Origin of the sequence: Streptomyces hazeniae, from assembly GCF_031845485.1 — a bacterium.
GTDB classification, from domain to species: Bacteria; Actinomycetota; Actinomycetes; order Streptomycetales; family Streptomycetaceae; genus Streptomyces; species Streptomyces hazeniae.
Map to the genome: position 1 here is coordinate 156,622 of NZ_JAVREQ010000010.1, position 18,761 is coordinate 175,382.

The window sequence follows — 18,761 nt, forward strand, 5'->3', positions numbered from 1 at the left end:
TACAGCAACGGTCGGAACAGATGCGCACGAAGGATGCAGCTCAAGCTCTCATCGAGTCGGCCGCGTCACGTAGCTGGGGCGACGTCATCGAGAACCGCGATGATGCGTCTGGTCGCGGTCTCGGGGTCCTCGTGCTCCCATACACGTACAACCGTCCAGCCCGCGGCCGCCAGGGCCTCGTCCGCAGCCCGATCTCGCGCTACGTTCCGCTCGAGCTTAGGGCCCCAGTACCCGCCATTCACTTCGGGCTGCCGACCGTGGTGAGGGCAGCAGTGCCAGAAGCAGCCGTCGACGAAGACAGCAACTCGAGCACGCGTGAAGGCGATGTCCGGCCGTGGGCGGGCTCCCTCCACCTGCACTCGGACATCAACTCGGTAACGCTTCCCTGCGGCGTGAAGCAGCGAGCGGATTGCCCGCTCGGGCTTGGTGTCCCGCCGCTTGATCGCTGCCATGTTGCGTGAGCGGCCTGGGGTTGGCGGTGTCGCTGCGTTCTCTGGGGTGGGGGTCATCGCTACCACCGTAACCAAGGGTGTCAGACTCACGGTGTTTGATGGGGCAGGATGGCAGGGCTGTGAAGGCCAGAACTGGAGGTACGAGCGTGGCTGACCTGTCGGTTGTGGAGATCTGCGCGGGCGCTGGAGGCCAGTCGCTCGGTCTTGAGTTGGCAGGCTTTGACCATAGGGTCGCCGTCGAGCTCGACAAGAACGCTGCCAACACTCTCAGCGAGAATCGCAATCACTGGGACGTCCGGCTAGGTGACGTGGCTGACGAAAGTATCTGGAATCCCAAGGAGTTTCCGGAAGTCAGCCTGCTGGCTGGGGGCGTTCCCTGTCCTCCATTCTCCATCGCTGGCAAGCAGCTTGGCGCAACCGATGAGCGTGACCTTTTCGCGTGGGCCGTTGAAGCCGCAGGAAAAATGGAGCCGCAGGCAGTCCTCTTGGAGAATGTGAGAGGTCTTTCGATGCCTCGCTTCTCTGCGTACCGTCAGCATGTTAAGGATCGTTTCAAGGAGCTCGGGTATTGGTCTGACTGGAAGCTCTTGCATGCGAGTGATTATGGCGTCCCGCAATTGCGCCCCCGTTTCGTGCTTATTGCACTCCGTAACGAATATACTCCGTGGTTTGAGTGGCCTGAAAAAGCGCCATACCAGGGCACGGTTGGGGACGCACTTTTTGACCTGATGGCCGCCGACGGCTGGCCGGGTGCTGAGCCATGGAGAGCAAAGGCGAACGACATCGCGCCAACCATTGTAGGCGGATCTAAGAAACACGGCGGCGCAGATCTTGGTCCAAGCCGTGCTAAGGCTGCTTGGCGTGCGCTGGGTGTCGATGCGATGGGCGTTGCGGATGCCCCACCAAGCGAGTCGCATCCTATTGATTTTCAGCCCAAGCTGACCACGGAAATGGTCGAACGCATCCAAGGGTGGGGGCCTGATTCTGAGTATGCTTGGAAATTCACGGGTCGCAAGACAGCGAGGTATCGGCAAATTGGCAATGCTTTTCCCCCGCCAGTGGCCAGAGCGGTTGGTACATCCATCGCCAATGCCTTGAATCGCAAGGGGCGGCGGAAAAAACTGTCCGAGGTGGAAAATGATGCCATGCATGACCGGCTCTACCTGGCACTACGGAGTGCACCAGTCGCACTAACAGCGAAAGAGTTGGTGAAGCTGGCAGGAGAGAAAATCGATGGCCCCACTTTTGAGCGCCGCATGGCCAGTCTGGCCAAGGACTTTGTGATTCGCGAGGACGACCAACTTGGAGGGCGAGCGTACCGGCTCGTGGGCTTCAAAGGATTCGTGGGCCAGGAAGATCACGAGCGGCACTCACGCTTCTCCGAGATGCGGTCTAGAATTAGCTAGTCTCGCCTACGCGCTGAGACAGGTGATCGATTAGCGCATTTCGGTCCCTAATTGGGAGTTTGCGGGCTCGGTCGTATGCCTGGTCGACTCGCGAGCGAACACGTTCGCCTTTTCGCATCCAATTGAGAAGCTCTCTCGTCTCGTTGATGGTGAGCCTCTTCATTCCTGCCAGGACCTCGTCATATCGATCTGGGTCGGGTACCTCGTCTCTTACCGTCTCGTTGCACCTCGAGCATTCCGTGCGCCAGTTGTTCAAGTCGTCTCGGGCTCCGCGGGACCGGAGTCGCTCTTGAGGCACGAGGTGGCCGATAGTAAGTCGAACATTGCTGCCGTCTTCAGGGTATGTATCGTCTACACCGAGTCCGCAGATTCTGCACCGAGAGCCATCCTGGTCCATGATCAACCTGCGGATGCGAGCACTTGGTGCGAACCTCTCGTATTTGGCCCGCTCGCTGTCAAGCCAGAGTCGACCACCCTTTTTTCGCAGTCGGTACTCGTCGTGTGCAAGAGTGGCATCGTTCCGTTGTGAAGGAATTTCCCAGTCGCATTTGCGTAGCTCGCGCAAGCGTCGGTTCAAGTGCTCGGATGACTCGACTATATCCGCGCCCAAGGCAGCTCGAAGTTCACGCATTGTGAATGTGTCGCCTGTGTGCTTGTTGAACCAGAGCCAAGCCGCCAAGCGTCGCTCCTGGCCGAACGGCTTCTTCTTGGTACCGGGCTGAATCGAGAGCTCCCACCAGGGTGTCCCGTCCGGTGCCCTCGACTCGTCGTGTTCGCTGGCTTCTGCAGGGATCATGCACAGGAGTATGGCCGGCTGAACGCATCTTTGCCCAAGCCTGTGTTGGGCTTGATCCGCTTCGACGGACATCCGAGATCAGGGGTTCAGCCCCGGGAGGATTGAGACCCGGTGACGGTACACCGTTCATCGAGGCGGAGAAGCGCGCAGGTCACAAGGTCAAACGGGCGTCTGAACTGCTCAAGGTCTCCCGAACCGCCTTCTACGCCGGCCGCAATGGCATGCCCGGTCTGCGGGCGGCCCGCGATGCCGAGTTGACGAAGCAGATCACCAGGGTCCACCAGCGTTCGAAGGGCACCTCTACGGAGCCCCGCGCATCGACGCAACCCTGAAACGTAAGGCGCCGGATGCGGTCACCGTCGCGTCGCCAGACTGATGCGGGCGGCCGGACTGCAGGGTCGGCATCGCCGACGGCGTCACCTGACCACGGTCCCCGACCCGCGGGCAGCATCCCGGCCGGACCTCGTTCTGCGGGACTTCATTCCCGACCCGACAGCGATCGACACCAGCTGGTACGGCGACATCACCTACGTGAACCGCCCCGGGACCGGTTCAAGCTGAACCGCCCCGGGACCGGTTCCATCTCGTTCTCCCTGCCGTCGATCTTGAGGACGTGGAAGGTCATTGTTGAGGCCTGGCCAGGTGCGTCCTGGACTAGTCGTTGTCCTTGAGCCAGCGAGCAGTCATTAGTATCAGGGCGTCACTGCGTCGCAGGTGTGGCCACGATCGGGGCGTCGATGTGGGTAGAGTCCTTCGTTTGGAAACGGACAAGGCGGCGGGAGGAGTCGGTCGCGGACTTCGGGGGGATCAGGGTGAAGGCCATGGCCAGCTTGGCCGGGTCGGCCTTGCCCTGTGAGACTCCGGCCACGGCGCTGAGATCCGCGCCCAACTTGGCTTCCACGAGGGGGTAGAGCAAGGCGACCCCGGTCCTTGGGCCGACACCGTTATTCGATGCTGTCACCGAGGCGACATCGACGGCCGAGTCGATCAGCCACTGGGCAGCGGCCCGATGCTCGAGCCCCGCGATGCGCCCGAAAGAGGACTTGCCAGGTTGACGCTGGCGCCGTACAAGGGAGAGCGGAACTGAGTTCAGTACGATGGCTTCTACCCGGTCTGCCTTGGTGAGCTGCGGGGCCAGAACCAGCCAGTCATCGACCTTCGCGAGGGTGCCGTCTAGCTGGGCTAGGTAGCGCAAGTGGGGTTGGAAGATGCCCTCACGCTCCCACTCCAGCTGGCTGAGCACCGCGATGAGCTCAGAGTGGCTGACACGCGCCGTGAGAGCGGAAAACGTAGTGCCTTGGGCACCGGCTACCTTGGGCGGGCTGGTAAAGCTAACGAGCTCCGGAGACAAGGCGCCGAGTAGCGGGCCCCACCGTTTGGTGTTGCGGCACAGGGCCGACTCGTCGGTCGGGTATGCTGCTGGCTCGATCGGCTTGCCTGGAGAGCGGATTTCGACGAGCTCCGCATTGAACATCTTGTTCCGTGCCGATGGCTTCACCCAGGGAAGGTGCTGAGCGACCAGTGGTGGCACCTGTGCGGGCGTGAGTTGAGGAAAGCCATCGACCAATTCGGCGTATTGGGTCAACTGCTGACGGAAGAGTTCCTCGTCGCGGCAAACCGCTCCGAATGCCTCGTAGAGGTCCGCCGTCGCCGTCTTGGTCAGCGGCTCCTCCCTGCCAATGTATAGCCGCACGAGATCGCGGTAACCGGGCCGAAAGCCAAACCAGCGGCCCATCTGCATAAGTGTGTCCGCCTGGCGGGCGGTACGGCGGTAGTAGGTGGTGGTTAGGCCCTCGACAGTGAAGCCGCGAGACAGTTTGGTACCGCCGACCAGGATCTTCCAGATGTTTGGTGTGCGGTCGAAGTCAAGGTCGAGTTGTTGGAAATACTTGTCTGAGTTGCCGTTGACGACGATGACGGGGTTTCCACCCTTAGCGATGAGCTGGCGGGCGCGGCTGACGTAAGGACGCAGTTCGTCGTATGAGTCAGGATTCGGGAGGTCCGCGGCGCGGGCACCGGAGACTTTGGCGAAGTCAGCGGTCCAGAGATGCGCGAGGCGGTGGTGGCCGTCCGTGGAGGTGTAGCCGGCCTGGTGCCACATGGTGTTGATGCGCAGCGCGAGGGCTGCATGGTCGTCCGTCTTCACGGATTCGTGGACAAGCATCGTGTGGTGGCGGAACGGCTTGTCGGGGACCTTGTGATCAGCGCGGTACAGCTTCAGTGCGCCGCTGAGAAGGAAGGCGTCCATCGCCTCCTGCAGACGATCGTCACCCTCGCTGTAGATGCTCCGCACATGTGCTTCCTCTTGGGAGTTGGCGACCGTGCGCTGTGCGGGATCAGGGGGTGAGTCGAAGTCGTGGAAGTCCTGGACCCCCATGTAGCCCTCGGGGCGCGGCAGGGAGATCAGGAAATCGCTGGGGAAGATGTCCTCGGCGTCCCCAGGATCGACGAAGACGTTCGCGAACGGGGTTGCCGTGTAGCCGACATACTGGGCGCGTGGGAGTAGTTTCAGCAGCTGCGAGATGAGGTCGTTAATCGCGGTGCGCTCGGTGGAGTCCTTTTCCCACTTCTTCGGGTCTGAGGTATTCACGGAAGCCTGGTCGGACTCATCGTCGATGATAAGAGTGGGCAGTTCGCCGAGGATGCCGTGGATCTGCTTGAGGTCCTTGACTAGCTTCGTAAGCACAGCCTTATTCTTTTTGACGACCATCACGCGTGCTGCTGCCCTGTGAAGATTAACCGGGTCGTACAGCGGCAGAGTCGGCGAGTGCTTTTCGAACTCCAGCGCCCTGATGCCCTGAGCTAGGCTCATGTAGTCCTTGTCGCGGGTCGTAAGGCGCTCGATGTCGAATGCCTGCAGCGTCGAGGGACGCCCTGAGTGGCAGACGAACTCGTCCCAGTCCTCGTCGTCGCCCACATAGTCGACGCCCACAAGGGTGTCCGGATCGGCAGGGTCTGCGCCGCGCAGGATGTTCTCCTGGCCGATCAGCTCCATGTCGAGACGACGCTGCGTCTGAGCGCGTAGGAGGTTTAGGGTGCCGCCGAGAACGATGATCAGGCGGTAGCCGACGTCGAGTGCCTTTGCCGTGACACCAGTGAAGTTGGCCGTCTTCCCGGACTGGACGTAGCCCACGACCAGGCCCTTAGCCTGGCGACGGGCCTCCTGCTCGGGATTAGTGAGACGCTCGACGACTGCTCGGCTGGCTTCGTGCAGGCTCGCGATGGCTGCCTCAGACCAGCCCTTACTCCGGAGTTTCCCCTCGTACGCCTGCCAGTAAAAGGTGCGGGCGGCAGCACGTTCGGGTGTGTACCAGGGGGTGTGCTCGCGGGCGATGACGGTTGCGCCCGGCATGTTGGCAACAGGCACGGCCGAGTCGAGGGCCTTGCGCACCGCGTCTCCGAACCGGAGGCGGTCATAGATCGCCGCGCGGCGTTCACGGGTTCTTGCTCCGATGCCCGGGGCCCAACTGGGATCTGCGGCGAAGTCCCAGGCCGTGAGTGCCTTCGCCCATACTGCGGTCAGCGCACCGCCGTTTCCCCGATCGTCCGCGAGTCTAATGCAGAGCGCCTCCTCACTTATGTCGACCCTCGGGATTTCGTCATCGGCCAGTGCGGTGGCCACCTTGATGAAGGACAGGGGTTTCGTCTCCATCGCGGCCAAGGCGGATGTGTGGATTTCCAAAAGCACGTCGCTCACGGCGGGTTCTCTTCTCGGGCAGGGCACGGCTGACTGGTGCGATCGACTCCGGATATTGATTGTAGCGGGTCAGGAGGTGGTGCGCTGTCGGCGTTCGCGCTGCGCGCGCGCTGATGCCAGAAGGATGCTGTTCCAGTACTCGATACGGTCGGCCCGACTTCTTTCCCAGCGGCCGAGCCCGAAGAAATCCTGAAGAAGCAGATACAGCAGCGCCTTGATGACTGGCGCATCGTTGGACCCACCACGTCTGCCGTCGTTGAAGTCGTCCCGGAACGCTCGGTTGAGCAGGATGGTGTGCTCGTCCCGGCGAAGGTCGAAGAACCGGCCCTCGGGGAGGGGCACCCACTCGATGCTGATGGGCTCCTCTCCGCCCCTGATCGGAAGCTCCTCGGCGATTGTCCGCTTGACCTTGGGGTCAAAGCCCTTGCCAGGGGCGATGACCGGCAGACGGTTGATGGCTGACCGTGAGGCGCCCTCACGGTAGGCAGCCTCGGCATCAGCGAGGTACGTGCGGAATGAGGTGCCCGCGGCATCGGTTGCCGTCTCGATTCCGCGGGTGAAGGCAGGAGTGACCTGCACGCCCTCCTTCTTCACGCTGAGGCTGAATACCCGGTTCCCGTCCGCGGGGAGGTTCACTGCGATTCGCGCCAACGACAGGTGCCCTTCCGGGCTCCGCAGGTTGTTCCAGCCGCCAGCCTGCACGAGCCGGTCATTGCGGTAAAAGTAGAAGCCTTGGCGCTCGCTCAGCGATCCGATGTGCCGGAAGCCAGCCTGCTTCGACTTGGCTGGCCAGATGTGCGCCTCTAGCTGGACATCGCCCGCTCCCTCGACCGGTGCCGTGAATGCCTTCGGGTAACCGGCCCTGCCAGGCACCTTGTAGCCGAACGGGTCGAGCGGCTCCACCCTAATGTGATCGGTCTCGTCGCCGGTGTCCACGTCCCACACGGCGATATCTAGTTTCAGCGAGCCGCTGAGGAACCGGTGCAGGTAAAGTCCAAGATGGGCCTCAAGCCGGGATATCGCTTCCGAGAGGAACTGCTCGCTCTGGCCGGAGGAGACCGTCTCGAAGGCGCGCACCCTGTCCCAGCGCACGATCGTGCCATGCCACTCGATCAGCCCGTCATACGTGTCGATCTGTCGTTGCGCGAAGTCCGGGTCAACGGTGTCGCAGCGGAAGCCGTCCTCGATGCCCTCGGCGGTAAGCTTGCGGCCCGCCGCGCGACTGCGCTTGGTACGGCTGATGACCGTCAGCGAGCGCGCGTGTGATAGGGAGGCGGCTTTCAGGCCGGTGCCGTACATCCCCAGTGCCCGCTCCCCGTAGTTACGACGGCGGCCGACAGTCATAGCACTGTCGAGGCCCGCGTCGTCCATGCCCCGGCCGTTGTCGAGGACGAGCAGCGAGACGATGCGGTTGGCGTCACGCAGGAAGTGCACCACCACCGAGTCCGCACCAGCATCGACTGAGTTGTCGATGAGGTCGGCCACGGCAACCTCGAAGCCGTATCCCTGATTCGTCAGAGCCTTTGCATACCCAGCATCCGGTGGCAGCCGTGTGCTGTTGGTGACAGGCACGTCGTACTGCCAGCTGCCGGTGAGTGATGCAGGGTCAGTCATACGTTCGCAGTTCCTCGGTCGCAGCGGACGGAGGCTCACCTGAGGGGACATCAGGTTCGTCTCCAAGGCTCATGATTATGGAGATCCTGTATGGAATTTGTACAGTCGATCTATGCCTGTCAGCTTCAGGTCGCGAGGACAGTGCAAGCGCGACGGACTCTATCCAGCAGGGTCTTGCCCGGGTCATGCACCGCCCGGGCCTGCGCGCTGTGTTCGCTCACGCGCCAGTCTTCGCCCTGCCACACTGGGCATAGCTGCCCAATGCTGATGCTTCGTCAACCTCAGCTCGTGTGGGTGCAGTATCTCCGAGGGCCATAACGACGGGGCCGTGCCGCCGTGTCGTATCCCGTTGAGCGTCCGAGAGGCAGGCCAACACGCCCCCGCCGCGGGACATACGGAGGGACGGTGAGGGCTGCGAGAGATGCGAAGTAGAAAACCGTCGTGGCAGCGATGTCACCGCGGGGTTTGTATCCCACCGCCTCCGCACAACGACGGCTCCTGACCAGGAAGAACGGTCAGGAGCCGTTGTTGTGCTCACTGCCCGACTGCGACCGCTGTTCCCCGCGATTTCCCGCCCGATCTGGCACGCGAGTGGCACGAGCTTCGTCATCGACCACTCAGGGCCGCGCACCCGGCCGAGAACCCTTGCGGCTGCCTCGCTCCGCCGGTGCGCACGGCGCATGCTGCGTCGGAGGCTAGCTGCGTTGCGGTGCCGCGGCTTGGCTGTCTCCGAACAGAAGGGTCGGTTCGGCGAGGATGTCGCGGGCTGCCTCGCTCTTGTAGATGAGGTCGATGCTGCCGTAGCGGGCCTCGTTGTAGTCGTAGCCGAGGTCGGCGACGGCCGTGCGTACGGCGTCCTCGGATGGGCCTTCGATCTCGAGGAAGGTGGGTAGGTCGGGCCAGGTGTCGAGGTCGTAGGTGATGTGACCGAGATGCCACTCTTCGCGGTAGTTCTGCTGGTATCGGACTTGGCGGAGTCCGAGGGCTTTGAGTAGTTCGGTGGTGGTGTCGAGTGAGTTGATTTCGATCTCGATCTCGGTGGTGCCGTGGATGGTGGTGGCGTCGCTGACCTGCTTGAGGGTGAGGGTCGTTCTGCCGCCTTCGTCGCGGAGGCGCAGCCACTGTTCGCCTTGGACGGCGTCGTTCTCGAAGATGAGCCTGGTGAAGAGGGTCTTCTCGAAGGTCTGTTGTGCGCCGACGATCCGGAGCTGTTTGCGAACAGCGTCGACGTTGATGTTCAGGAATTTGGCTTCGTACTCGTGCTTGGGCATCGCTGGTTCGGCTCCCTGGTGTGGTCAGGCGGTCAGCTGGTGGAAGTCGTTCTCCCGCAGTCTGGCGACTTCGCTGCACGCCCCGCTGGTGTCGAAGTTCCGGACGGGCCGGCAGAGGTCCATGCGCTGGATGCAGATGCCGACGTGAAAGTCGCCGGCGGTGTCGCGGTGGAGGCGTACGCCGCAGTAGCCCTCTTCGTAGTCGGTCGTGTTGTTGAAGCGGCAGGTGGTGCTGGGGTTGTGCGACCGCGGCTGTGTCCTGAGGGAGCGCACAGTCCAGCGGCCGACGCGCTGGTCAGGCTGCCTCTTCGGCGCACTCCGGGCAGAGGCCGGGGGTGGGGGCGCGGTGGGCGCGGTCGCAGGAGGGGCAGTTCTGGAGGGGGTTGGGGCGCGGGGGTGGTGGTGTTGGGGTTGAGCGGGAGAGGTGGGCGAGGGGGAGCGCGGGTGGGAGGGATTCCGTGAGGCGGTAGTGGAGGAGACCGGCGGGGCGGTGGATGACGCCCTCGGGGAGGTCGGCGGTGAGGGTGCGGGCGGCTGCGGCGGGGTCGATGCCGCGGTCGAGCCAGGTGGTGAGGGTGGGGATCAGGCGGGCGATGTCCCGGGCGCCGAGGACGAGGCGGGGGTCGTAGACGCGGAGGGCGGTCAGGAGGTGGCGGGCTTCGCGGCTGTTGGGGGTGGTGTCGGCGTCGGGGGAAGGCGCGGGGGAGGGCCGGTCCTGCTGCGGTTGCGGCTTCCGAGGGGGCGTGGGCGGCGCGGAAGGGGGAGCCGTGCGGGCGGCGGGGTGGTCGTGGAAGGAGGTGCGCGTGATGCGGCGGCCGTTGGGGAGGCGTACGAGGGTGCGTTGGAGGTATCCGGCGGCCTCCAGCTCGCGGAGGGCGCGGGCGACGACGACCTCGCCCTCGGGGAAGCGGGCGGCCAGGGCCTTGATGGTGACGGAGGTGCCGTCCGGCTTGGACTGGATGTAGACGGCGAGTCCGATCGCGACAGCCGACAACTCGGCGTGCTGGGCGAGGTGGTTGCCGACGACGGTGAAGCGCTCGGTGTGCCGGTGACGGATGTGGGTGACACCGGCCTGCGGAACGCCGTGGTGGGCGCGCGCGGGCGCGTTAAGCTGCGGGACAGCCATGTGGGAAGGTCCTGACTTCCTGGGTGGTCAGACCCTCGCTCGGGATGCCAGTCCCGGCGGGGGTCGTCGCATGTGCGGGTGTTGTCGAGCCCGAGCGTAAGGCCGAGTTGGGGATGTTTCGGCCGGAGATCAAGATTCTCACCCGGACGAGGGACGCCGGGCCGGGTTTGGTGGGGAAGGGTTTTCTCCACAAGTTCTTGAGAGGGGCGCGGGGCGGGCCAGGTCCTCGGCGACCAGGTCCTGGAAACCTCGATCTGGTGCGTGCGGCGCGGGCGCTGCGGGCAAGGGAGGAGCCCCGGCGCAGGAGTGGGAGGCACCGGGGCTCGTTGTTCCCCCTCAGCTCCGGCCGGGAGGCCGGCGGCGCGCGTCCACCGGTCGTTGTGGCGGCGCCGACGTCCAGCCTGGGGGACGGGCTTGGGGTGCCGGTACCGCCGACCGGCTGGATTCGGGCCGCCGGTCGGCGGGGAAATCCGTGTGCGGCCGGGGTGGTGGGCTGGGAGGGTGCGGGGGTGGAGACCAGGGAGACGGACGTAGGACGGGCGGAGACGGACGTACGGCGGGCGGAGGCGGGGGACGCCGAGGCGGTGGCGGGGGTGTGGTTGCGGTCGTTCGCGGCGGCCCTGCCGACCGTGCGGCGGGCGCACGACGACGAGGCCGTGCGCTGGTGGATACGGGAGATCGTGCTGCCGCAGCAGGAGACGTGGGTGGCGACGGCGGACGGTGCCGTGGTGGGGATGCTGGCGCTGGACGGCGGCGCGTTGGAGCAGCTGTACGTGGAGCCGGCGTGGCGGGGGCGGGGCGTGGGGGACCGGCTGGTCGCGCTGGCGAAGCGTCGCCGGCCCGGCGGGCTCGCGCTGTGGACGTTCCAGGTGAACGGTCCGGCGCGGCGGTTCTACGAGCGCCACGGCTTCACGGAGACGGACCGTACCGACGGCGGCCGGAACGAGGAGTGCGAGCCGGACGTGCGGTGTGTGTGGCGGCCGGAGGGCCGTCGGGAAGGGACGACGACGTGAACGCGCGGATCGAGCGGGTGAATCCGGAGCCGCTGCACGCGACGCCGGGCTACGCCCATGTCACCGTCGTGGAGGCGGGGCGGACGGCGTACCTGGCCGGGCAGTGCCCGCTGGACGCTGCGGGGGAGTTGGCCGGGCGCGGTGACCTGGACGCGCAGATCGACCAGGTCGCGGCCAACGCGCTGGTTGCCCTGGAGGCGGTGGGCGCGCGGCCGGAGGACGTGGTGCGTTCGGTGATTTACGTGCGCAGCGACGAGACGGGCGTGCTGGCCGGGGCGTGGCGGAGGCTGAACGACTCGGTGATCGCAGGTGCCTTCGGCACGGCGAGCACGCTGCTGGGGGTGGCGCAGCTGGGGTTCGGCGGGCAGTTGGTGGAGGTGGACCTGACGGCGGCGCTGCCGCCCGGGTGATGGGCGGCGCGGCGGCTCCGGGGCCCGGTGGTCAGACGAGTTCGTCGGCGAGGAGATCCATGAGGAGGCCGTCGCGCCAGTCCCCGGTCAGCGGGTCGCGTTCGTAGGCGCGGAGGACGCCGACGGGACGGAAGCCGACACGGGTGTAGCTGCGGACGGCCGTGGTGTTGGCGGCGGCGGGGTCGATGGTCAGGCGGTGGTGGCCGCGCGCATCGATGAGCCAGCGGGCCAGCGTACGGACGGTCTCGGCGCCCAGGCCGCGGCCGTGGTGGCGGGCGGAGAGGAAGAGGTCGATGCCGGCGTGCCGGTAGTCCGGGTCGTCCTCCTCCTCGTACTGGACGGCTCCGATCACCTCGCCGTCGAGGACGACCGCCAGCATGTCGTCGAAGCCCTCGGGGGTGCCCCACCAGGCCGCGACCTCGGGTTCGCGGACGATGCGGTGGAGGGTGGGGGTGTCGTCGGCCATGACGGGGCGGAGGACGATTCTGTCGCCGCGGAGTTCCCAGTCCGGTTCCATGGGGTCATCCTGGCCTGTCCCGGCCCTTCGGCGCAGGGCGGTTTCTGCGGCTGCCGAGCCGTCGTACGCGCATCGGGCGCTTCCCCGAAACCTCTCGGCGTGGCCTTTCGCTCCTCGTCGTACAGCTTGGCGCCGCGCACGGTGCCGGGGAAGCGTGGCGGGCGTGCCACGGGTGGAGGCGAGAGGCGAACGAGCCGCCGCCCGTCGCGGGGACGGCTGCGCGGTGCCCGGAGGGGGCGTGCCGCGCAGCCGGGGCGCGTGACGGTCGACGGGCCGACGGGGTCGGGGTGGGGTCAGAGGTGGCGGGTGATGCGGGCGGGGTTGCCGACGGCGACGACGTTCGGCGGCAGGTCCTTGGTGACGACCGCGCCGGCACCGACGACGGTGTTCTCGCCGATGGTCACGCCGGGGCAGACGATGACGCCGCCGCCGAGCCACACGTTGTCGCCGAGGGTGAGGGGCGCGGCGGCCTCCCACTTGGCGCGGCGCGGTTCGGGGTCGAGAGGGTGTGTCGGGGTGAGGAGCTGGACGCCGGGGCCGATCTGCACGTCGGCGCCGATGGTGATGCGCGCGACGTCGAGGAACACGCAGCCGTAGTTGACGAAGGTGCGCGGGCCGATGGAGATGTGGGTGCCGTAGTCGACGTGGAGCGGCGGTCGTACGTCGACGTCCTCGCCCACCTCGCCGATCAGCGCGCGGAGTGCGGCGCGGCGGCCCCCGGGGTCGGCGGCGCGGGAGTCGTTGAACGCTTCGCCGAGCTCGGCGGCGCGCTGGGCGTCGGCGGCGATCTCGGGGTCGTCCGCGAGGTACGGCTCGCCGGCGAGCATGCGTTCCTTCTGGCTGGCCATGGTGCGTGCCTCCGAGGGGGTGGTGACGTGCCGCCGTCCAGTCTGCCGACCGCGCCACGGCCGCGTCGCACCGGGTTGTGGACGGGCGTCGGGGGCCGTTGTCAGTGACGGAGAGTAAGGTTTTCGGTAGGTGGTCGGTCGGCGCGATCGAAGGGGGTGAAGGCGTCGGTGAAGTTCTTCTACCGGCTCGTGTACTGGAAGCGGCGCCTGCTGGGCGCGGGGCGGCGCCCCGGCAGCGGTCACGTTCCGTTGTACGGGCCGTCGTACGGGTCACCGTACGGTCGCGGGAGCCGGGCGGCGGCCCGGCGTGCGCGGGTGCAGCGGATACGTGTGCGGGCGCGGCCGGTTCTGGTGTTCGCGGTGATCGTGGGCATCGTGCTGGCCGTGTCCGCGCTGTTCGGTGGTGTGGGCGGGGTCGGTTTGCTCTAGGGAGCGGTGGTCGTGACGGAAGTGGCCGGCCGACGAGGGGAGGTGGAGGTCAGCGGTCCGAGGGGCGGCAGGCCAGGAGCGGCTTCACGTCGAGGATCGGCGTGCCGTCCAGGGCCTCCAGGGCTGCCACGTGGACCCGGGTGCGTCCGTCGGGGCTCGGCTCGACGGCGGTGACGGTCACCTCGTGCAGGCCGATCGGGTTGGGGCGGTCCGGGGAGCGGGTGCTGAACACGCCGGTCTCGGGGCGTGCGTGGTCGCCGCGCGGATGGACGGCCAGGACGTCGCGGTCGGAGCGGTCGAACCAGGTCAGCAGCAGCACGTCGGTGCCGGGGCGGAGGTCGCTCAGCGCCGCGGCGTACTGCGGCTCGAAGGCGAGCACCGCGGGTGGCGCACCCTCGTCCGGCTGCTTGGGCGCCGACGCCCGCTCCGTCAGCGGCGACTCGACGCGTCCCAGGGGCCGCAGCGCGTACGGATCACCGGTCACTTCGCGCCTCCCGGTCGTCGGGCTTCGTCGGGTTCCGTAGGTCGTCGGCCGTCGGGTGCCGACCGTCGTGTTCAGTGTGGCAGGGCGTCGGTGCGTCGCACGGGTGCTCAGCTGCCGGGGCGGATGCGGGCGCGGCCTCGAGAGTAGCGGTCCAGCGCCTCGATGCCGTCCGGCACGAACGGCCGGTCCGCGTCGGCGACGGCACGGTGCAGCTCGGCCTCCGTCAGCCAGGCGTGCCAGGCGATCTCCGACGGGTCCGGCGCGACGGCCGTGCAGTCGACGACGGTCTCGTGCAGTCCCCTCCAGTAAGGGCTGATCGCGCCGTGGCAGAGGAACGTCAGCACGCGGCGGACGGGGGCCCGTACACCCAGTTCCTCGGTGAGTTCGCGCGCGGCCGCCTGCGCGTACGTCTCGCCGGACCGGGCCGCGCCACCCAGCATCCAGTTGTACCGGCCGGGGAAGAGCGTGGAGTCGTCCGGGCGGCGATGGACGAGAATCCGGCCCTCGCCGTCCCGGCAGACGAGCGTGGCGATGCGGTGCAGCCAGCGGTTGCGAAGGGCTTCGGAGCGCTCCACGGGGCCGGGGCCGACGATCCGGTCGTACGCGTCCACGCGGTCGACGAGTTCGGACAGGGGAGGAGTGTGGCAGGGGCGCCCGGCGTCCGTCTGCCCGCCGGGGCAGGGGCATTCGGCTCACGGCAGGGCGCCGATCGGGTGGGCCGGCGGCGGTGCTGCTTGGCCCTCGGGCCGGAGGCCCGGAAGGTCGTCGGCGGGCACCCGGAGAGGCCGGGGCCCGCCGCCCGGACGGGCGGAGTTCCGGGCGAAGGCGAGGACGACATGAGCAAGGTGGGCATCGGCCGCGGGGTGGTGGCGGTGGCGGTCTGCGGGCTGCTGCTCGGCGGCACGGCAGGCGGCGCACAGGCTGCGCAGGCGGGGCAACCGGCGCGCACGATCCAGCCGACCGCGACCTGCACGCAGATGGACGAGCAGCTGTGGGCGTTCGAGGCCGACCAGGTCGTCGCCGAGTGCCACGCCCGTCGCGCGGCGCGGGCGGCCGAGCGGGTCGAGATGATCCTCGGCGACCCGCCCGGAGGCACGCCCGCGGCGAAGTGGCACAGCGAGAACCCGCACCACGCGCGGGACTTCGCCGAGCGGGCCGCCACCACGGACGACCCGATGCAGGCGGCCGACTACGCCCGCGAGGTCTCCGCCCACGCGGCCGTGCTGAGTGGCGCGGCACAGCCGGTGATGGAGGTGTACGGCCTGGACCTGCTCGTCGAGACGAAGGACGCGGGCCGCAAGGACGCGGAGCTGGCCGCCCGCCAGGCCGCCCGGGAGGCGTGGAAGGCCGCGGGCAAGGCCGCGAACCAGGGCGACGGGCAGGACATGGCCCTGAACGTCGCCGCGGACCAGGCGGAGGAGCAGGCGTGGCAGGCCGCACGGGAAGCGGGCTGGCTGAGCTGACGGGCGAGGCGGCGCCCGGACATGCCGCCGTTGCTCCGCTCGCCCCGTCCGTGCGCGCGCACGGACGGGGCGAGCCGGTACGTGCACCGGACTCGAGGGCGGGCCACCGCGTAGCCGCACGGTGGCGGCAGGCCGCGGCCCCACCGTGTTCGTCGCGTTCGTCGCGTTCGTCGCGGTCATCGCGTTCTCCGCGTTCGCTGCGACGGCTGCGACCGCTTCGTCTTCGGCGCCCCCGGCGGTCACGACTGCCGTACCCGCCACGGCGGTACCCGCTCCTGCCGTGTCCGCCACGGCCGGACCCTGCGTTGCGCGGCGGAGGCGGTGACGGCGATGGGTGAAGCGCTCGCGCTCGCCTCCGCCGTCCTCTTCGGCACGACCCACTTCCTCAGCGGTCTGCTGGCCCGCCGGGTCGACAGCGCCGCGGTCGCGCTCCTCGGTCAGCTCGGCGGTGTGGTGCTCATGCTGTGCCTGGCACCGTCCTTCACCGCAGCAGCCACGGTGGTCGACGGGGCCGACCTGGCCTGGGGCGGACTCTCCGGCATCGGCACGGGCGTCGGGGTGTCGTCCGTCTATCGCGGCATGAGCCGCGGGCAGTTCAGCGTGGTGGTGCCGCTCAGCGACGTGGCGGCCGTGGCGCTGCCGGTGCTGGTGGGCGTCGCGCTCCTGGGCGACCGTCCGGGGGCGGTCGCCTGGTGCGGGATCGCCGCCGCACCGGCGGCGCTGTGGTTCGTCTCCCGCACCGGCGATGCCGAGCGGGAGGGCGCGCCGGGGGAGGGGCGCGGGGGGTTCGCGGCCGGGGCTCCCGACGGGCTCCTCGCGGGAGGCGGCTTCGCGCTGCAGTTCGTCGGGCTGGCGCAGATCGACGCGGAGGCCGGCCTCTGGCCGCTGCTGGCGAACCGCGCGGCGGCCATCCTCGTGCTCGTTCCCCTCTTCGTACGGCGGCCGCAGCGGCTGCGGATGCCGACCCGCCTGGTGTGGGCGTGTTCCGGGGCCGGGCTGCTGGGCATGTCCGCGATCACGCTCTACACCCTCGCCACCCGGGAGCAGCTGCTGTCGCTGACCGTGGTGCTGACCGCCATGTACCCGGCGATCCCGGTGCTGCTCGGGGTCACGGTGCTGCGCGAGCGGCTGACCCGCCCGCAGGTCCTCGGTCTGGCCCTGGCGGCCGCCTCCATCGCGCTGATCTCCCTCGCCTGACGCCTCCCGACGCTGCTGCCACGCCCTGCCGGTGGCCCGTCCGCCCGGGCGGGAAGTGAGTACGCGCACTCAGGCGGTGGAGCCGGGCACCCCGCACGCTGGTGTCATGGTGCTCCAGGTCCTCGACGTGCTGGCCGCCGTGGTGCTCGCGGTGGGGCAGGTGGGCGGGTTGTTCGCACTCGCTGTCGCAGCGGAGCGGAGGAAGCGTCGCGGTGCCGGGCAGAACGAGACCGGGACGGCGAAGCTGTTGCTGGTCCTCGTCGTGCTGTTGCCCCTCGCCGGCGCCCCCGCCGCGTACGGGCTGTGGCAGGCCGGCTGGTGGGTGTCCGCACTGGCCGAAGGCGGCCTCGCGGTGACCTTCGGGACGTGCATCCTGAAGGGTCTGGTCACGGTTGGAGGCCGACCGTCCCGGCCCTCGCCCGGGCGGATCCGGGGGCCGGCCGCTCTGCGCCCGGTCCCGCCGCCCCCGTCGGGTCACGGCCCGGCCGGCGACGCGGAGGGGGCCGTCGACGGGGGTTACGGGCCGGAGACTTGAGTCGAACCCGCTGACCCGCGACACGGGGCTCGCTAGGGTGTTCGGTGACCGAATGAAGGGGCCCGTGACGGGGCGTGAGGACCGGCGGGTGCGGAACACGCACGCCGGGCGCACGCACGGAGTCGGGCCCCGACGACCGTACGCGGAAACGGGGAGACGACGACGTGCGCGACGCAACGGCGGGGGCCGGGGACGGCACCGCCCCGGGCGGCTGCCCGGTGACCGGCCACGGGAGCACCGACGGGCCGACGCCGGGGGAGGCGGTGCCGCTCAGCGGGCCGCGCTTCCACACCGACCCCGCGGCCCTCTACCGCGAGATGCGGCGCGACCACGGCCCGGTGGTGCCGGTGATGCTCCCCGGCGACGTGCCGGCCTGGCTGGTCGTCGGCTACCGCGAGCTGCACCAGGTCACCGCCGACCCGCTGCTGTTCCCGCGGGACTCGGGGCTGTGGAACCAGTGGGACACGCTCCCCGAGGACTGGCCGCTGCGGCCGATGATCGGGCAGCGGATGCCGTCCGTCTACTACACGGTCGGTGCCGAGCACCAGCGCCACCTGCGCATGGTGAACCCGGCGCTGGAGGGCGTGGAGCACGTCGAACTCCGCGGCTGGTGCGAGGAACTGGCGGACGGGCTCATCGACGGCTTCTGCGGGCGCGGGGAGGCCGAGCTGGTCGCCGAGTACGCGAAGCCGCTGCCCGTCCTGGCGCTGGCCCGCATCTTCGGTTTCCCGGACGCCGAAGGGCCCCTCCTGACCCGCACGATGAGCGACCTCGCCGACGGCGGGCCGGAAGCGCTCGACGCCTACCGCGAGTTCGTCGGCCTGATGTACAAGCTGGTCGCCGACAAGCAGGCCGTGCCCGGGGACGACGTGGCGTCCCGGATGCTGGCTCACCCGGAGCCGTTCACGGACGACGAGTACGCCCTCGACCTGACGGCCCTCACCGCCGCCGGCCACCTGCCCACCGCGGACTGGATCGGCAACTCGGTGCGGCTGATGCTCACCGACGACCGGTTCAGCGCCTCCCTCACCGGTGGTCGGCACAGCGTCGCCGAAGCCATGAACGAGGTGCTGTGGGAGGACACCCCCACCCAGATCCTCGCCGGGCGCTGGGCCGCCCGCGACACCTGGCTCGCCGGGCGCCACATCGGCGCCGGGGACATGCTGCTGCTCGGCCTCGCTGGGGCGAACCTCGACCCGAAGGTGCACCTCGACGGATACGGCGGTGCGGACGGCCGCGGCGACGGCTTCCGGAACGGCAACAGCGCCCACTTCTCGTTCAGCCACGGCGAGTTCCAGTGTCCCTTCGCCGCACGGGAGATCGCGGAGATCATCGCCCGGAGCGGCATCGAGGTGCTGCTCGACCGGCTGCCGGACGTCGAACTGTCCGTGGCCGCCGACTCCCTGACCCGCCGGCCCTCTGCGTTTCTGCGGGGCATGACCGAACTGCCCGTCCACTTCTCGCCCGCACCGCCCGTAGGAGGCAGACCGTGAGCAGCCACAC

19 protein-coding genes are annotated in these 18,761 nt (G+C 68.4%); 8 read left to right on the forward strand and 11 right to left on the reverse strand.

Annotation, left to right across the window (positions count from 1 at the left end; genetic code table 11):
- Positions 1 to 65: 65 nt before the first annotated feature.
- A complete protein-coding gene (locus tag RM572_RS13650) occupies positions 66 to 509 on the reverse strand; it encodes a very short patch repair endonuclease (RefSeq protein WP_311673590.1) in 444 nt (147 codons plus the stop codon).
- Positions 510 to 598: 89 nt separating this feature from the next.
- On the opposite strand from RM572_RS13650, the gene RM572_RS13655 reads away from it, so the two are divergent.
- Positions 599 to 1,858 carry a DNA cytosine methyltransferase gene (locus RM572_RS13655; RefSeq protein ID WP_311673591.1) on the forward strand — a complete coding sequence of 420 codons (1,260 nt, stop codon included), beginning with the start codon at positions 599 to 601 and terminating at the stop codon, positions 1,856 to 1,858.
- On the opposite strand, the gene RM572_RS13660 is transcribed toward RM572_RS13655, so the two are convergent.
- The 6 genes from RM572_RS13660 to RM572_RS13685 form a co-directional block, all read right to left on the reverse strand.
- Positions 1,851 to 2,726: an HNH endonuclease gene (locus RM572_RS13660; protein ID WP_311673592.1), complete on the reverse strand. Its 876-nt coding sequence runs from the start codon at positions 2,724 to 2,726 to the stop codon at positions 1,851 to 1,853. The two genes, RM572_RS13655 and RM572_RS13660, sit on opposite strands and share 8 nt — an antisense overlap.
- 628 nt (positions 2,727 to 3,354) lie before the next feature.
- Positions 3,355 to 6,351, reverse strand: coding sequence for a Z1 domain-containing protein (locus RM572_RS13665; protein ID WP_311673593.1), 2,997 nt, complete (start codon positions 6,349 to 6,351; stop codon positions 3,355 to 3,357).
- A gap of 69 nt (positions 6,352 to 6,420) precedes the next feature.
- On the reverse strand, positions 6,421 to 7,965 hold the full coding sequence (locus tag RM572_RS13670; protein WP_311673594.1) for an ATP-binding protein: 1,545 nt from the start codon (positions 7,963 to 7,965) through the stop codon (positions 6,421 to 6,423).
- A 695-nt stretch (positions 7,966 to 8,660) separates the two neighbouring features.
- Positions 8,661 to 9,236 (reverse strand): class IV adenylate cyclase, encoded by a 576-nt coding sequence (locus RM572_RS13675; protein WP_311673595.1) that lies wholly within the window; start codon positions 9,234 to 9,236, stop codon positions 8,661 to 8,663.
- Positions 9,237 to 9,260: 24 nt separating this feature from the next.
- On the reverse strand, positions 9,261 to 9,509 hold the full coding sequence (locus RM572_RS13680) for a hypothetical protein (RefSeq protein ID WP_311673596.1): 249 nt from the start codon (positions 9,507 to 9,509) through the stop codon (positions 9,261 to 9,263).
- Positions 9,510 to 9,531: 22 nt separating this feature from the next.
- Positions 9,532 to 10,362, reverse strand: a complete 831-nt coding sequence (locus tag RM572_RS13685; protein WP_311673597.1) for a helix-turn-helix domain-containing protein — start codon at positions 10,360 to 10,362, stop codon at positions 9,532 to 9,534.
- A 509-nt stretch (positions 10,363 to 10,871) separates the two neighbouring features.
- Here RM572_RS13685 and RM572_RS13690 point away from each other — a divergent pair.
- Together RM572_RS13690 and RM572_RS13695 are read left to right on the forward strand one after the other, a co-directional pair.
- Entirely contained in the window at positions 10,872 to 11,375 is a 504-nt protein-coding gene (locus tag RM572_RS13690) for a GNAT family N-acetyltransferase (protein ID WP_311673598.1), read from the forward strand.
- Entirely contained in the window at positions 11,372 to 11,785 is a 414-nt protein-coding gene (locus tag RM572_RS13695; RefSeq protein WP_106965615.1) for a RidA family protein, read from the forward strand. The genes RM572_RS13690 and RM572_RS13695 overlap by 4 nt, the downstream gene beginning before the upstream one ends.
- Positions 11,786 to 11,816: 31 nt before the next feature.
- Here the strand turns inward: RM572_RS13695 and aac(6') are convergent, their stop codons facing one another.
- Entirely contained in the window at positions 11,817 to 12,302 is a 486-nt protein-coding gene (gene aac(6') / locus RM572_RS13700; RefSeq protein WP_311673599.1) for an aminoglycoside 6'-N-acetyltransferase, read from the reverse strand.
- A 293-nt stretch (positions 12,303 to 12,595) separates the two neighbouring features.
- Positions 12,596 to 13,150, reverse strand: coding sequence for a sugar O-acetyltransferase (locus RM572_RS13705; protein ID WP_311673600.1), 555 nt, complete (start codon positions 13,148 to 13,150; stop codon positions 12,596 to 12,598).
- Positions 13,151 to 13,318: 168 nt separating this feature from the next.
- On the opposite strand from RM572_RS13705, the gene RM572_RS13710 reads away from it, so the two are divergent.
- Positions 13,319 to 13,579 (forward strand): hypothetical protein, encoded by a 261-nt coding sequence (locus tag RM572_RS13710; protein ID WP_311673601.1) that lies wholly within the window; start codon positions 13,319 to 13,321, stop codon positions 13,577 to 13,579.
- A gap of 49 nt (positions 13,580 to 13,628) precedes the next feature.
- On the opposite strand, the gene tsaA is transcribed toward RM572_RS13710, so the two are convergent.
- Entirely contained in the window at positions 13,629 to 14,063 is a 435-nt protein-coding gene (gene tsaA / locus RM572_RS13715; protein ID WP_199779632.1) for a tRNA (N6-threonylcarbamoyladenosine(37)-N6)-methyltransferase TrmO, read from the reverse strand.
- 107 nt (positions 14,064 to 14,170) lie between these two features.
- Positions 14,171 to 14,695, reverse strand: a complete 525-nt coding sequence (locus RM572_RS13720; protein WP_311673623.1) for an NUDIX hydrolase — start codon at positions 14,693 to 14,695, stop codon at positions 14,171 to 14,173.
- Between the two features lie 204 nt (positions 14,696 to 14,899).
- Between RM572_RS13720 and RM572_RS13725 the strand changes: the two genes are divergently transcribed.
- The 4 genes from RM572_RS13725 to RM572_RS13740 all read left to right on the forward strand — a co-directional run bounded on the left by RM572_RS13725 (position 14,900) and on the right by RM572_RS13740 (position 18,751).
- Positions 14,900 to 15,526 carry a hypothetical protein gene (locus RM572_RS13725; RefSeq protein WP_311673602.1) on the forward strand — a complete coding sequence of 209 codons (627 nt, stop codon included), beginning with the start codon at positions 14,900 to 14,902 and terminating at the stop codon, positions 15,524 to 15,526.
- Positions 15,527 to 15,856: 330 nt separating this feature from the next.
- Positions 15,857 to 16,723, forward strand: coding sequence for a DMT family transporter (locus tag RM572_RS13730; protein WP_311673603.1), 867 nt, complete (start codon positions 15,857 to 15,859; stop codon positions 16,721 to 16,723).
- A gap of 106 nt (positions 16,724 to 16,829) precedes the next feature.
- The gene (locus RM572_RS13735) at positions 16,830 to 17,258 is read left to right on the forward strand and encodes a hypothetical protein (RefSeq protein WP_311673604.1); all 429 of its coding nucleotides are present in this window, start codon (positions 16,830 to 16,832) and stop codon (positions 17,256 to 17,258) included.
- Between the two features lie 317 nt (positions 17,259 to 17,575).
- Positions 17,576 to 18,751, forward strand: a complete 1,176-nt coding sequence (locus RM572_RS13740) for a cytochrome P450 family protein (RefSeq protein ID WP_311673624.1) — start codon at positions 17,576 to 17,578, stop codon at positions 18,749 to 18,751.
- The last annotated feature ends 10 nt before the right edge of the window (positions 18,752 to 18,761 follow it).

What these genes read in the sequence shown, in the direction of transcription:
- RM572_RS13685 (WP_311673597.1), bottom strand. Translation starts at nt 10,362, where the DNA reads ATGGCTGTCCCGCAGCTTAACGCGCCCGCGCGCGCCCACCACGGCGTT.
- RM572_RS13675 (WP_311673595.1), bottom strand. Translation starts at nt 9,236, where the DNA reads ATGCCCAAGCACGAGTACGAAGCCAAATTCCTGAACATCAACGTCGAC.
- RM572_RS13740 (WP_311673624.1), top strand. Translation starts at nt 17,576, where the DNA reads ATGCGGCGCGACCACGGCCCGGTGGTGCCGGTGATGCTCCCCGGCGAC.
- RM572_RS13650 (WP_311673590.1), bottom strand. Translation starts at nt 509, where the DNA reads ATGACCCCCACCCCAGAGAACGCAGCGACACCGCCAACCCCAGGCCGC.
- RM572_RS13725 (WP_311673602.1), top strand. Translation starts at nt 14,900, where the DNA reads ATGAGCAAGGTGGGCATCGGCCGCGGGGTGGTGGCGGTGGCGGTCTGC.
- RM572_RS13730 (WP_311673603.1), top strand. Translation starts at nt 15,857, where the DNA reads ATGGGTGAAGCGCTCGCGCTCGCCTCCGCCGTCCTCTTCGGCACGACC.
- RM572_RS13660 (WP_311673592.1), bottom strand. Translation starts at nt 2,726, where the DNA reads ATGTCCGTCGAAGCGGATCAAGCCCAACACAGGCTTGGGCAAAGATGC.
- RM572_RS13735 (WP_311673604.1), top strand. Translation starts at nt 16,830, where the DNA reads ATGGTGCTCCAGGTCCTCGACGTGCTGGCCGCCGTGGTGCTCGCGGTG.
- RM572_RS13705 (WP_311673600.1), bottom strand. Translation starts at nt 13,150, where the DNA reads ATGGCCAGCCAGAAGGAACGCATGCTCGCCGGCGAGCCGTACCTCGCG.
- RM572_RS13670 (WP_311673594.1), bottom strand. Translation starts at nt 7,965, where the DNA reads ATGACTGACCCTGCATCACTCACCGGCAGCTGGCAGTACGACGTGCCT.